General features: G+C 62.9%; 9 protein-coding genes and 1 pseudogene. 4 read left to right on the plus strand and 6 right to left on the minus strand.

Translation table 11 applies throughout. The features are described from left to right. The first annotated feature begins 86 nt into the window (after window positions 1–86). From OMK73_RS12710 to OMK73_RS12720, 3 genes are all read left to right on the plus strand, one after another. Complete coding sequence (locus tag OMK73_RS12710; protein ID WP_267602374.1) at window positions 87–1,295, plus strand: ABC transporter permease; 1,209 nt, start codon at window positions 87–89, stop codon at window positions 1,293–1,295. A gap of 2 nt (window positions 1,296–1,297) precedes the next feature. Further along, on the plus strand, window positions 1,298–2,497 hold the full coding sequence (locus tag OMK73_RS12715; protein WP_267602375.1) for an ABC transporter permease: 1,200 nt from the start codon (window positions 1,298–1,300) through the stop codon (window positions 2,495–2,497). 368 nt (window positions 2,498–2,865) lie between these two features. Beyond that, complete coding sequence (locus OMK73_RS12720; protein ID WP_267602376.1) at window positions 2,866–4,857, plus strand: diguanylate cyclase domain-containing protein; 1,992 nt, start codon at window positions 2,866–2,868, stop codon at window positions 4,855–4,857. Window positions 4,858–5,267: 410 nt separating this feature from the next. On the opposite strand, the gene OMK73_RS12725 is transcribed toward OMK73_RS12720, so the two are convergent. Beyond that, window positions 5,268–6,074: a reverse transcriptase domain-containing protein gene (locus OMK73_RS12725; RefSeq protein WP_324291808.1), complete on the minus strand. Its 807-nt coding sequence runs from the start codon at window positions 6,072–6,074 to the stop codon at window positions 5,268–5,270. Window positions 6,075–6,270: 196 nt separating this feature from the next. Between OMK73_RS12725 and OMK73_RS12730 the strand changes: the two are divergent. Beyond that, window positions 6,271–7,407: pseudogene (locus tag OMK73_RS12730) on the plus strand (recombinase family protein); the annotation flags it as partial. 483 nt (window positions 7,408–7,890) lie between these two features. On the opposite strand, the gene OMK73_RS12735 reads toward OMK73_RS12730, so the two are convergent. From OMK73_RS12735 to OMK73_RS12755, 5 genes are all read right to left on the minus strand, one after another. Then, on the minus strand, window positions 7,891–8,523 hold the full coding sequence (locus tag OMK73_RS12735) for a reverse transcriptase domain-containing protein (RefSeq protein WP_324291723.1): 633 nt from the start codon (window positions 8,521–8,523) through the stop codon (window positions 7,891–7,893). 513 nt (window positions 8,524–9,036) lie between these two features. Continuing rightward, window positions 9,037–10,317, minus strand: a complete 1,281-nt coding sequence (locus tag OMK73_RS12740; protein ID WP_267602377.1) for a transposase — start codon at window positions 10,315–10,317, stop codon at window positions 9,037–9,039. Next, entirely contained in the window at window positions 10,314–10,937 is a 624-nt protein-coding gene (locus OMK73_RS12745; RefSeq protein ID WP_267602378.1) for an IS607 family transposase, read from the minus strand. Before OMK73_RS12745 ends, OMK73_RS12740 begins: the two co-directional genes overlap by 4 nt. Window positions 10,938–11,286: 349 nt before the next feature. Next, window positions 11,287–12,531, minus strand: coding sequence for a TonB-dependent receptor (locus OMK73_RS12750; RefSeq protein WP_267602379.1), 1,245 nt, complete (start codon window positions 12,529–12,531; stop codon window positions 11,287–11,289). Further along, complete coding sequence (locus OMK73_RS12755; RefSeq protein ID WP_267602380.1) at window positions 12,456–13,739, minus strand: TonB-dependent receptor; 1,284 nt, start codon at window positions 13,737–13,739, stop codon at window positions 12,456–12,458. The genes OMK73_RS12750 and OMK73_RS12755 overlap by 76 nt, the downstream gene beginning before the upstream one ends. Window positions 13,740–13,793 lie beyond the last annotated feature (54 nt).

A 13,793-nucleotide genomic window follows, 5' to 3' on the forward strand; every position in this document is an offset into this window, starting at 1 on the left:
CATGGTGGATGGCGCCATCGTCAGCGACCAGCCCCAATGCCCGCCCCGAACCCAGCCCCGAACCGACCCCCGATAGGTCCGCCAACATGCGCATCGCCGACGTGTTCGATTTCACCTGGCAGGTACTGCGCGGCAACCGCGCACGCAGCCTGTTGATGCTGCTGGCGATGAGCATCGGCGTGGCCGCCGTGGTGACGGTGAGCGCGCTCGGCGAGGGGGCCAGGCTGTATGTGGTCAACCAGTTCGGCGCGCTGGGCACCAACCTGGTCATCGTCTTGCCCGGGCGCAGCGAAACGGCGGGCGCGGCACCCGGGATCGTGCTGGGCGCGACCACGCGCGACGTGACGCTGGACGATGCGCTTGCGCTCAAGCGCAGTCCTGCCGTGCTGCGCATCGCGCCGCTGATCGTCGGCGACGGTGACTTGCGCGTGGGCGCGCGCCGGCGCGAAGCGCCGGTGCTGGGTTCCACCGCGGAGTTGCTGGCGGTGCGGCATATGGCCCTGGCCCAGGGCAGCTTCCTGCCAGAAGGCGACCCCCACCATAGCCAGCCCGTCTGCGTGATCGGCACCAGGGTGGCGGCGGAGCTGTTCGGCGCGCGCCCGGCCCTGGGTGAATGGCTGCGCATCGGCGACCGGCGTTTCCGCGTGATCGGGCTGCTGGCCGGGCAGGGCGAGTCGCTGGGCTTCAATACCGATGAGATGGTGATCGTGCCGCTCTCCGCGGCCCAGGCCCTGTTCGATACCGACGCGCTGTTCCGCGTGCTGATCGAAGCCAGGAGCCGCGAGCAGATCCCGCACGCCAAGGCCGACGCCGAGGAGATCATCCGGCAGCGCCACGAAGGCAAGCGCGATGTCACCGTCATCACCCAGGACGCGGTGCTCGCCACCTTCGACCGCATCCTGCGGGCGCTCACCCTGGCCGTGGGCGGCATCGCCGCCATCAGCCTGGCCGTGGCCGGCATTCTCATCATGAACGTGATGTTGATTGCCGTGACCCAGCGGCGGCAAGAGATCGGGCTGCTCAAGGCACTCGGCGCGACCGCCGGCCATATCCGGCTGCTCTTCCTCACCGAGGCGGCACTGCTGGCGCTCGGCGGTGCCGCGACGGGCCTGGCGGTGGGGCAGGCTGGCTGCAGCCTGGCTACCCGGATCTATCCGGCGATCCCGTTCACCGCGCCCTGGTGGGCCTTGCTGGCGGCACCAGCCACTGCGGTGGTAACGGCGGTGGTGTTCACGGTGGTGCCGGCACGGCGCGCGGCCAGCCTCGACCCCGTGCAGGCGTTGTCGCGGAGATGACCATGCGCTACGCCGACTTCATCCGCTTTACGCTCGCCTCCCTGGCCGCCCACCGGCTGCGTACCTTCCTCACCGCGCTGGGCATTGCCGTCGGCATTGCCGCGGTCATCCTGCTGACCTCCATCGGCGAAGGGCTGCATCGCTTCGTGATCCAGGAGTTCACCCAGTTCGGCACCAACCTGATCGGCGTGACACCGGGGCGCACCCAGACCCACGGTGCCTCGCTCGGGTCGATCAACACGGTGCGCCCGCTGACCATCGACGACGCCATCGCCCTGGGCCATGCCCCCCACGTGCGCGTGACCAATCCCCTGGTGCAAGGCAATGCCGAGATCGATTACCTCGGCAAGAGCCGCCGCGTCACCTTGTATGGCGTCGGGCACCGCTTCACCGAGGCGCTGAGCATGCGCGTGGCCACCGGCCAGTTCCTGCCCGACGACGATCCGCGCGCCGCGCGGACCCTGGCCGTACTCGGCGCAACCGTGGCGCGCGAACTCTTCGGCAGCGACAACCCGTTGGGCGCACGCATCCGCGTCGGCGGGGAACGCTACCGCGTCATTGGCGTGATGCAAGCCAAAGGCCAGATGCTGGGCTTCGACCTGGACGATACCGTCTACATACCGGCCGGCCGGGCGCTGGACCTGTTCAACCGGGAGAGCCTGGTGGAGATCGAGGTCACTTACGACCCGACTGCGCCGCTCACCGAGGTGGAGGCAGGCATCAAGCACGTATTGAGCGCGCGCCATGGCTTTGAGGACTTCACCGTCACGGCGCAGCAAAAGATGCTCGAAGTGTTCGGCGCAGTGCTCGATGCCATCACCTTCGCGGTAGCGGCGATCGGTGCCATTTCGCTGGTGGTCGGCGGCGTGGGGATTCTCACCATGATGACCATCGCGGTGTCCGAACGCACTTCGGAGATCGGCCTGCTGCGCGCCGTCGGCGCAACCCGGCGCCGCGTCATGCTGCTCTTTCTCGGCGAGGCGGCAGTGCTCGCGGCCGTCGGCGGCATGGCGGGTTTGCTGCTGGGGTGGAGCCTCTCCCTGTTGATCGAAGCCGCGTTGCCGGCTCTGCCGGTCCACACCCCGTGGTCGTATGCCGTGTTCGCCGAACTGGTGGCGGTGGTGGTCGGCCTGGCTGCCGGCGTCCTCCCGGCGCGCAAGGCTGCGCGGCTGGATCCGCAGGAGGCGCTACGTTCCGAGTAGGGCACGGCCACGCTCGCCATGCCCTCGATCAGCCCTGTGCGGCGGGATGCATCGACCAAGTTCATCCAGTTTGGATGACCGAGCGGCACGCCTAAAGTTCGGACTCCCGCTGCCGTTATCAAGCCAATGACGCTGTTGAGCTTCGGAGAAGGTCCGCGAGCAACGGGGCGGCAGGTCTAGGATCGTCTTTGGAGCATGTGCGGATTTAATAACATCTTCGATCCTTTTCCGCACGGCGTCCTATGTTAGGCACATCCATGCACTGAGCGATTGATGTCGCTAGCGTGGGACTTCGGCGCAAACAACCCGGTGATGGTGGTCCCGACCGCGATTCGGGATGAACCCGGGATCTGAAAGAAGAGCATCTCGTGCGCTGGACCTTGAAAAACCGCGCGGCATTGGCGACGGCACTGGTGGTGTCGCTGTTCAGCGTTGCACTGGCCGCGATCGCACAGTATTACGCCTATACCAGCCTGAAAGAGCTGCTGCAAGCGCAGCAGTACACCCAGGTCAAGCTGGTCGCTGAGCAACTCAATGAGAAGTTCGAAGGACGTGCCGTCCTGCTGCGCACCCTCGCGCGACAACTGGCGCCAATGCTGGAGCGTTCGCCGGACGAATTGAAGGCGTTTGCCAGCCAGGCCGCCTCCATACCCGAGGCATTCAACTCGGTATCGCTGATCTGGCCGGATGGCCGCCTCGCCTTCAACACGGCCATGCCAACCGGCCAGCAGTTTCAGTTGGCGGACCGGGACTACGTGCAAGGCATAGTGCAAGGTGCATCCACATTCTTCTCCGAGCCATTGATTGGCCGCAACAATGGCGCACCGGGCTTCGTGATTGCCGTCGCACTTCGCTCGCCAGACGGTCGGTTGCGAGCCATCGTGATCGGCAGCCTGAACTTGCTTCGCGACAACTTCTTGCTGGACGTCGTGCGCAATCGCGTGGGTGCCACCGGCATGTTCTGCCTGGTGTCGTCCGGACAGAATCCCCGCTACGTGATGCATGCCGACCGGGCGCAGTTGATGAAAATTGCTAGCGCCGTGGGCGAGTCCTGCGGCACGGAAAAAGCTTATTCCCCCTTCGAGATTCTCCAGCCGACCCAGCCAATCGTTGCAAGGTACCTGCTCAAATCCAACGGCTGGGAACTCGTGGCCACGCTTCCCGCCAAAGAAGCGTACTCGCCGCTGACCGAAGTCCGTCGCAAGGTTGTGCTAGCGGCAGGTATCGGCCTGCTCGTTGCAGTTGGCCTGATGTGGATCGTGGTCCGGCACCTGCTGGTGCCGCTGGAGCGGCTGCATCGTGCGATCCAGCGGAACCCTGCCAACCTCAATGAGCTTTTACCCAAAGCCGAAACACCGCGCGATGAGGTAAGCGAGCTGACAATCACTTTCTCGCGGGTTATCAGGCAATTGGTGGAGCGCGAATCGGCGCTGCAAAAGGCAAAGGAGGAGGCGCACGCATCAGAGAGGCGCATCCAAACCATCGCCAACCAGGTGCCGGACCTCATCTCCTACGTCGATGCGCAGGGACGCTATGTCTTCGTGAACACAGCTTACGAGCGCCGATTCGGGCTGCCGGCTGCCAGCATTGTCGGGCTTTCCATGCAAGAACTGTGGGGTGCGCCCGCCTATGCCGAGATGAAACCCTACCTGGACCGCGCTTATGCTGGGGAGAGCCTGACCTTTGATCGGGTTCCCCGTGACACTCGCGAATATCAATGCCTTGAGATCACCTGTCAGCCGGCTCTGGTTGAAGGTTGTGACATCGTGCAAGGCCTGCACGTCTTCGTGAGAGATGTGACAGTGGAGCGCGCGCAGGTCAACCGGCTGGAACAACTGACCCTTGCGGATCATCTGACCGGACTTCTCAATCGGAAAGGCTTTGATCGCTACCTGTCCGCGGCCATCAAGCGTGCCGACCAAAACCAGAGCTCGATGGCGCTCCTTTTGGTGGACCTGGACGGATTCAAATGCGTGAACGACAGCTACGGGCACGCGGTCGGGGACAAGCTGCTCGTTACTTTCGCCGAGCGGCTCGCCTTGATTGTCCCGCAAGCGGGCGCCACCGCACGCATCGGCGGCGACGAATTTGCCGTCGTTCTGGACAATGTCAAATCCTCGGATGAAGCGGAGCGGGTTGCACAAGCCATCATGGAATTTTCAGCCCACCCTTACATTTATCCGGGGTATCAGGTGACGGCTCGCGCAAGCGTTGGCATAGCGCTGCGCCGCCGCGACAGTGGTCGGGTTGCGGCCGGTCAGACTGCCGCAGAACTGTTCTCTCGCGCCGACGCTGCGCTATATGGGGCAAAGCACGATGGGAAAGGTAGATTCTTGGTATGCGAGGCTGAAGCGGATTGAGACTGTCTCAATGCCGCGGTCCCAAGAGGTGCACAGGCATTTCTCACAATTGTTCACCATTCCTGCTTTCATCCCATGCCAGAATCCACCGGGCAAATCGCGACTCGCTACCTTGAATAGGCGGCAGCAGGGCCTTCAAAGCTGCTCGCATTAACGGTTGCTACGCCTACCTTGCATTGCTGTTCCATAAAATCTGCTCAAAGTTGAGCATTGGATTTATCCGCACTTCGTTGACGCGGCTTGCGCCGCCCAACTGAAGCCCCTTGACGCTCAGTTGCGCCGGAGGAGCGCGCGAGCAGAATCTGCTTCACCTGGAGGTGAGGCATATACCGGGTAGTCGAGTAGCGCAAGGGAATCGCACCCTCACGCCCTCACAGATCCGGACATGAACCTCTCGATTCATCCGGCTCCTATCGTCCAACCGTGGTCTCCATGGCCCAGTGCGCAAATAAGCCTGGCTGCCGAGACTTGACGTCTTTCAGCCATGCCGCTGCACGCACCTTCCGACCGCTGAGGTGTTTGTATTTCCTTTGGGCCCAGCGGACCAGCGCGGCATCGACCGCAAGCAGCACCTGTCCCAGCGCAGACCGATAAAATCGACCGTAGTACTGAATCCAACCCAGTAAAGTCGGACGGGTTCGGTCCGCCAACTCAGTCAGACTCAGGTCATAGCGGTGCAACACACTGCGGCGACGCAGCTCCTGCCGCATCGCCTTCGCAGCCTTGTTGCTGACCGCAGGCAAGAAGCCGACCGACAACTTGCCCACCCGATTCCTGACACTTCGCGGTCTGAACGTATAGCCCAGAAAGTCGAACTGACATAGCGGATAGCTTGCCTGCCGGTTGGCCTGCTTGCAGTACACGATTTTGGTCTTTTCCGGATGCAGATCCAGCTTGCATTCGGCCAGCCGCATCTCCAGCCCCTGCTTGAGCCCTCGCGCCTGCGCTTCGCTCTTGCAATGACAGATGGCGTCATCAGCATAGCGCTCGAATGGCACGTCCGGGTGATGCTTGCGCATCCACCGGTCGAACGCATAGTGGAGAAACAGGTTAGCCAGCACCGGACTGACAACGCCACCAACAATAGAGCAAACTGCCGGATAAAATTGGGCCTGCGCATTTCGAGGGAGTGTCTGGCGCCCTGGTCCAGAAGCTGTGCTGACGTCAATGTGGATCTTGTCCTTGAGACGGTCGCTCCCGCTGACAGGCAGGTGCAGCGATGACCCGAAGACGTAAAAAGTGGAGCGTGCGTCTGGCTTTCGAGCCGAACCGCTATGCCCAAGAGCAGTTGCAAAAGGCTTACGAGCAGATTAGTCCGATCGAAGCACGCGCGACGGCACAGCCGTCCGCTACGTGGTCTGCAGAGTCCAAGCAAGCGACCATCAAGCGAGGTAGACGATGAGCAAAGCTGCGATGGTTGCACTCTACGCGCGGGTATCCTCCGAACAGCAAAACAAACGCGGCACCATTGAAAGCCAGATCGCTGCACTGAAGGAGCGTATTTCAGCTGACGGCGCGCAGATCGTCGACGACATGTGTTTCGTTGACGCTGGCGTGAGCGGTGCGACGCTGATCAGGCCTCAATTGGAGCGCCTCAGGGACTGTGCCGCGCTCGGTACGATCGATCAGCTGTACATCCTGTCACCGGACCGGCTGGCGCGCAAATATGCGCACCAGGCGCTGCTGATGGAAGAGTTCTCCGCCTGCGGTGTCCAGGTGGTCTTCCTCAATCACGCGATCGGTACGACGCCGGAAGAGTCGCTGCTATTGCAGATGCAGGGCATGATCGCAGAATACGAACGGGCGAAGATCGCCGAGCGTCACCGTCGTGGCAAGCTTCACGGCGCAAAACGCGGCAGTGTCAATGTCCTGTCCGGGGCGCCCTACGGCTACCGCTACATTCGCCGGCAACTCGACGGAACGCCGGCCCGGTACGTTATCGAACTGCCCCAGGCTGCAACGGTCCGGGCGATCTTCCAGTGGGTGGGGATGGACCGCCTGAGCATAGGGGATGTGGTACGCCGCCTTGCCGAGTCGGGTACCGTGACAGCGTCGGGCAAGCCATACTGGGACCGTAGTGTGGTGTGGGGCATATTGCGCAATCCTGCGTACATGGGGCGAGCTGCGTTCGGCAAGACGCAGTCGCGCGATCACCTGCAGGTACGCGTGCGCGCCCAGCGCCACAGTGCTGACGTGCCCAGAAAGCCGTACTCGACAACACGAACCGAACCGCAGGACTGGATCGAGATTCCGGTGCCGGCCATCGTGAGCGAGGGGCTGTTCCAGGCGGCTCAGGAACAGCTTGCCGAGAACCGCAAGCTGGCGCGCCAGAGGCGCGAGAGTGCACCGCTACGCCTGCTGCAAGGGTTGACGGTATGCGGCGAGTGCCATTACGCCTATTACGCCAAGAAGGTGAGCAAGGTTGCAGCTAAGGGGCATCAGCGGGACTACGCCTATTACCGCTGTGTTGGGACTGATGCCTACCGTTTCGGTGGCCACCGCATCTGTGACAATCTGCAGGTACGAACAGACAGGCTCGATGAGCTGGTATGGCAGCAGGTTGTGGAATTGCTCAGTCATCCAGAACGCTTGAAGAGCGAATATGAGCGTCGACTGGATATGATGGAGCGCAACGAGAAGAGTGCCTTCGACACAAGCAACCTTGAAAAGCAGCGGCTGCAGCTGGAGAAGGGAAAGTCCCGGCTGATCGATAGCTATGCGGACGGCATCCTCGATAAGTCCGACTTCGAACCGAAGATGCAGCAGTTGAGGAATCGGCTTGAGCAGATTGACCAGCAGATCCTTGAATCCAGGCAGCAAGGCGCGGTGCAAAGCGAGCTGTTTCTGGTCATCAATCGGATCGAGGAATTTGCAGGCGCCGTCACCGAAAAACTGGACACGATTGATCTTGAGACAAAGCGCAGGATCGTATTGGGTCTGGTCAAGCGCGTCGAAATCCACAAGGATGAAATCGTCGTTGTGTTCAGGGTTGACCCACAGCCTGGGGCTTTTGACAGCGAAAACTCGAATGATTCAGACGACGGAGTGAAAAGTATGCAACGTTGTAAGCGGCGTAATGACACCGCCTTGCGGCGTGCCCTTGTCCGGGTGCACCACGGTCCCGTCAGGCATTTGCACGGGTGCCTTGAGCCAACGCTCGATATACAGCAGCACCCACGCGCAGTCCGTGTGACAGCGCACCGCGCGCATCATGAGTTCCCAATCGATACTACCGAAGAAATTCTTGATGTCGAGGTCGAGCACCCACTCGTACTCCCAGCATCGCTGCCGAGCCACGTTGAGCGCCTGATGCGCCGATCGTCCGGGACGATACCCGTATGAGTCGTGGTGAAACACAGGTTCCACGAGCAGCTCCAGATATCGCTTGACCACCGTCTGAGCGATGCGATCAGAGATCGTGGGTATTCCCAACGGCCTCGTTCCCGCACCTCCCGCTTTGGGTATGTCCACCCGTAGCACCGGCGGCGGCATGTAGCTGCCGGAGGACATCCGATTCCAGATCCGATACAGATTGTTCTTCAAATCCGTCTCGAATTCCTTCATCGACTGTCCATCCACGCCTGCCGCCCCACGGTTGGACTTCACCTGCTGATATGCTTCCCACACCTCACGTTTGGAAATACAAAACGGTTTTGCTTTATCCATGCGGGTCCTCCCCTCGCGGGTTGCCCGCAGCACAAAGCCAGACGATGACGCCCCTTCGGTCCAGCCCCATTACAGGACCTTCAGCCCTACTACGGACGTCTCCGCCCCTGTGCCCCGCATCGGTACTCTCATCCTTGCGGAGGCCTTCCGCTTGGATTTCTCCCTTCGCATCGGGACGACAGGTTCCCAAGTTCCTTACTGAAGCCCGAGTCAAAGTCACGCCGCCTTTATGCCGGATGCCGAATGGGCCGTCAGCAGGCATCGCCCAAACTTGTCCCGGAGCAGGAAATCCCCCCGGTTTTGACATCGATTATCACGATTACGACACGTCATCAGCGGTTCACTCGCGTTCGTCTCTTTGACTCCCACCTGCCGGGGTTCCCCCCGACTTTTCCAACAACGCTCACCACGAGGGCTCTTTACCCACGCAGCTTGTGGCGGTTTGAAGCCTGCTCCTGCAAGCCGACTTCGAGGGGCCGTCCCTCATCTTCAGTAAAGCATCGAGAACATCGGTCAGCTGATGCTCACGTTCTTGGCACACATTTCCCGGTCGTGAATCCTGTCCCGCACGTTCCGCGCTGCATTGGTATCCGCCTGAAGAACGTCCCCGTTGGCACGGTAAAACTTGTCGCCCTCGCGCTTGCCTTGCAGCAAGCCCGTGAACGAGTCCATTTGCGACGTGTAGGCGGCGTTGACGACGACGTGCGTCGCCCCACGCTGCGTGCAAACTTCATCGAGCGCTTGAGCCAGTACACCCTTGGCCCATGCGCTCATGCGGCGGTTGTAGTTCCGCCACTGACTCCTCCCCTTGATGGGGGACGTCAGATCTTCCGAACCGACCACCGCCGCCTTGTCCACGATGGTATGGGCGGACTGGTAGGCCATCGTGCGCAACCGCTGCTTCGTGCGGTCCCTGCGCGCCTGCAGTTTCACGCGTCCGAGGTTGCACTTCCTGATGCGCTCGGCCTTGGCGATGCGACCAGCTTTGCGATGGGCTTTTTCGAGGGCATGCAGCCGGTTCCGTACTTTGCCGGTCTTCGAAACCTGGTCGCTGTAAGCGCTCAGCACGGCGCCGAAGGTCTGACCATGACGCTCGCCATCGGAGTCGGCGAAGGCCTCGGTATAGCCTTTGTCGACACCAATTTCCCCTGTACCGCAGGGGCGCCCTTCGGCCTTCGAAGTAGCATAGTGGATTTCGACCGCGTCACCCTTCACGATCACACGCAGGTTGCAACCCGTGAGGTCCACGTTCTTGCCGTTGCTGTTCGTCGTGAGCTCGATCGAAGGGCCATACTGCCTGGCGATGTGGATGGTGATGACCAGCTGCCCGTCTCTGACGCGGCTCTGATGCTTGTCCGAGCGGACGATGAACTGATTGTCGCAACGCGAAACGCCGTGCCGAAAGTACTTGCGCATCATCCGGTGCAGGTACTTGTCTTCGAGCCACTTGTCACTTTTGAGCAGGGTATAGAGCCGCTTTCGCTCTGCCTCGTCGGAGGTCCGCTTCGCGATGGCTTGTCGCACCTTCGCGCATGCGGCCGCCTTGTATGTCAGGATGTCGTTGACGGCATCCTTCGTGGTCTCGGCTCGGATCGTGCCGTCCACCGCGAGCGACGCATACCAGCCGCCAGCAGTCACTTCCTTGCGGATGTCGGCCGCACTCTTGCCGACGTTCCCCAGCGCGCCGTAGCGACGCCAGAGGTCCGCTCGGACGAACGCCGTCGCCCTGCACACCGCGCGAAGCGCAGGCACGCACGACGACGTCCCATAGAGAGTGCGGGTGACGGTTGTCATTCCAGAATTTCCTTCGGTACCTTGCTACCCGGATAGTCTTCCTTGATCTGCTTTTTGTACTTGCGCATCCCGTACAGGCGGCATGAGAACGTATCGACGATGGCAAGCAGGTCCTCAACCATTTCCTGCTCTGGCGACAGCGATTCCTGATTAACCACGACGATCTCACAACCGTTCCCGCGCGCAAGATGGTTGAGCAGGTCGAATCCGAAGCGAACGAGCCGGTCCTTGTGGGCGATGAGAACTCGCTCAATCTCACCACGCTGGATGCGCTCAATCAGCACGAGGAAACGCTTGCGCTTGAAGTTCATGCCGCCGCCGACTTCCTGAATCCACTCGTCAACAGCAATTGCGCCAGCCCGGCAGTATTCCTCCATCGCCGCCACCTGAGATCGCAAGTCGTCGCGCTGCCCAGCGCTACTGACGCGGCAGTACACGATTGTCGATCGCTTCTCAGGCCCGCCGCCAAGCATCGCCCGAACATCGGACTCGTCAAAGTACCGATGTCCGGAAGGCAGGCGCTTAGCCGCCAGGATGCCTTCGCGCTCCCAGCGGCGCACCGTACTGGGAGCCCGTCCGATGCGCTTTGCGAATTCGTTGATCCGATAAACCTTGCTCATGGCGATAAATTATAGATACGTCTGAGCAAAAATGGAGTATCAGCTGCTCGCTCCCCATCATCGGCCCCGCCGATCTGCACCTGGATCCTTGCCTATCGCTCCCTGCCTCCCAAGTCCTAGGGGGAGTTTCCGGCTTTCCAGTCTACCGGGTGGGCTCAATGTTCGAGAGAATCACCGCAAACGAAACAAGGCGCTCCAAGATCAGCCGCTTCGTCGCGTTGGACGCCACCTGACAGTCGAGTCGAAGAAATCTCGGTTGCAACCCTTGGCAATGCGTTGCCGCGCCGGATTGGCGATCAAGGTGGGCGACCGTCTGGCGGCGATTCGGTGGCGCGGGGTAGCTGCCTGGCTACATGCGATATACCACCCCGACCCAGGCGCTGCGCGGCGCGCCGGGGGCGACGAACAGCGCGCTGGCGTTGTCCTCCGGCGTCACGTGCGGGCGCAGCAGGTTGCCGTTGGGGAACAGGTCGTTGGAGATCTGGCCATAGGTCTCGTAGCGGCGGTCGAACAGGTTGGCCACGCGCGCGTAGATCTCGAAGTGCTTGTTCACGCGGTAGGACGCCCGCAGGTTCACCGTCGCGTACCCGGGCGTGCTCCAGTCCGCGTACTTGGGCGCCTTGCCGGGCTGCGGGTTGGCGCGCAGGCCGTCTTCATTGCCGTTGGCAGGGCTGCTGGACACGCCAACCAGGTCGGCGCCCAGGGTCAGGCCGGCCAGCGCCTGCCACTCCACGCCCAGCTTGATGGTGTGCCGCGGCACGCCTGCCCTGCGCATGCCCGGCTTGACGTCGATGGTGCGCTCTCCCACCGCGAGCTGCCCGTTGGCCTGGTAGGTGGCCTGCAGATAGCTGTAGCCCAGGCGCAGCGTGAAGTCGCCCAGGCGCTGCCGCGCGGAGAGGTCGAAGCCCTGGTTGCGGGTACGGTCGAAGTTGGCGAAGTAGCCCTGCTGGGTGTTGGGCGCGCGCAGGAACAGGATGTCGTCGTGATTGTCGATGCGGTAGAACGTGCCGGACACCTCGGTGTCCTTCGACGGGCGCCAGCGCGCGCCCGCCTCGTAGGAATGCGACACGACCTGCTTGAGGTAGGGGTCGGCCTGCAGGCCGGCGGGCAGGCGGCAGGGCTGGGCCGGATCGGCGCAACCCAGCTCCAGCACCGTCGGCACCCGGTTGTTCTGGGCGTAGCCGCCGAATAACGAGACTCCGCCGCCCAGCTTCTGGGTCAGGCCCAGCGCGGGATTGAGCCGGCGGTAGGTGAAGCTCTCCTGCGGCTGCTCGCTGCCGTCGCTGTTGCGCAGCGTATTGCTCACGGTGACGTGGTTCCACCTGGCCGAGGCGGTGAGGAAGGTGCTGGGCGTCAAGGACCAGGTATCGGACAGGTACAGGCCGACCGCGCGCGAGGTACCGCTGACGCCGGAGAACAGTTGGTTGGGCGCGTTCGGGTCGGCGACCACGCCGCGGTCGTCGGTGAAGGTGGCGAGCTGCTCGTACTGCGAGTAGGTCAGGCGGCTGCGGTCGAAGGTCAGCCCGGCGTTGAGCAGGTGGTGCTCGGTTTCCTTGGCCGCGCTGAGCGCCACGCCGATGGATTGCTGCCACATATCGTGGTGTTGAGCACCGCCGGGTCCAGCGCGGCGCCTTCGGCCCGGGTGAAGCCGCAGCGGGACTTGCGCGGGCTGCCGTCGGCGTTGAAGCCGTCTTCGCAGTCTTCCGTGTAAGCGTCGTAGTCCGGGTTGATGTCGCCGTTGGTGGTGTCGCGGCGGCTGGTGCGCACGTAGGCGAGCATCGCGGCGCTGGTCTTGTCGTCGAACCAGTGGCGGCCGTTGAGGGCTACCTGGGTGACCTGGTTGCGGGTCTTGTCCGGGTAGGTGTATGCCGCGGCGCGGTTGCTTTCATAGAGGCCGGGCAGCAGGGCATTGCCGCCGGCGCGGTAGCTCGGCACCGGGCCGTTGCCGATCAGGGTGCTGCGCCCGTGCAGCAGGGACACGTCCCAGCTGGTGGTCTCGCCCTCATGCCCGGCCTTGACGAACAGGTTGCCGAGCCGGCCTTCGGCATGATCGCGCCAGCCCTGTTCCTGGAACAGGGTGCCGGCGGCGAAGGCGTGCCAGCCGCTGCCGCTGCGGATGCCGCCCGAGAGGTCGGCGCGCTTGCGGTTGCCGCTGCCATAGGACAGGTCGGCGGTGAAGCCGGGCGAAGTCAGGCCGGAGCGGGTGGTCATGGCCAGCGCACCGCCGAGCGTGTTGAGGCCGTAGGCGGGGTTGGCGCTGGAGACCAGAGAGACGCTCTCGAGCGCGGCCTCGGGAATCATGTCCCAGCTGACCACGTCGCCGAAGGGTTCGTTGACGCGGATGCCGTCCAGGTAGATGGACAGGCCTTGCGACGCGCCGGGGATCGGCGAGGCGCGAAAGCCGCGGTAGGTGAGGTCGGACTGGAAGGGGCTGCCCTGGATGTCGTTGACGTTGACACCGGTGAGGTAGCGCGCCAGGTATTCGGCGAGGGTGCCGGCGCGCTTGCCGCTCAGGTCGTCGCCGCTGACCGTCTGCACCGTGTACGGCACCAGATCGCGGTCCACGCCGATGCCCGGCAGCGGCGCGGTTGCCACTACCATCACTTCAGGCAGCGTGGCATTGTCCCCGATTTGCACACCATTGTCCTGTTGTGCAACAGCGGGCAGGGCGGCCAGCAGTGCCACAGCCAGTGCGATGGCGGTGGCCGCGCGGCGGCAAAGCGCGCCACGGCGCGGCGCCAGGCGCAGGGTAGCGCCTCCCGGCACGGCCCTGCGCCTGGGCGGGGGTAGGTTGGCTGGCATCTTGCATCTCCTCGGAATGATCGGCCGGGGCACCTGCGTTGGGTGCCGGCTTGG

Source organism: Cupriavidus sp. D39, from assembly GCF_026627925.1.
GTDB lineage: Bacteria > Pseudomonadota > Gammaproteobacteria > Burkholderiales > Burkholderiaceae > Cupriavidus > Cupriavidus ulmosensis.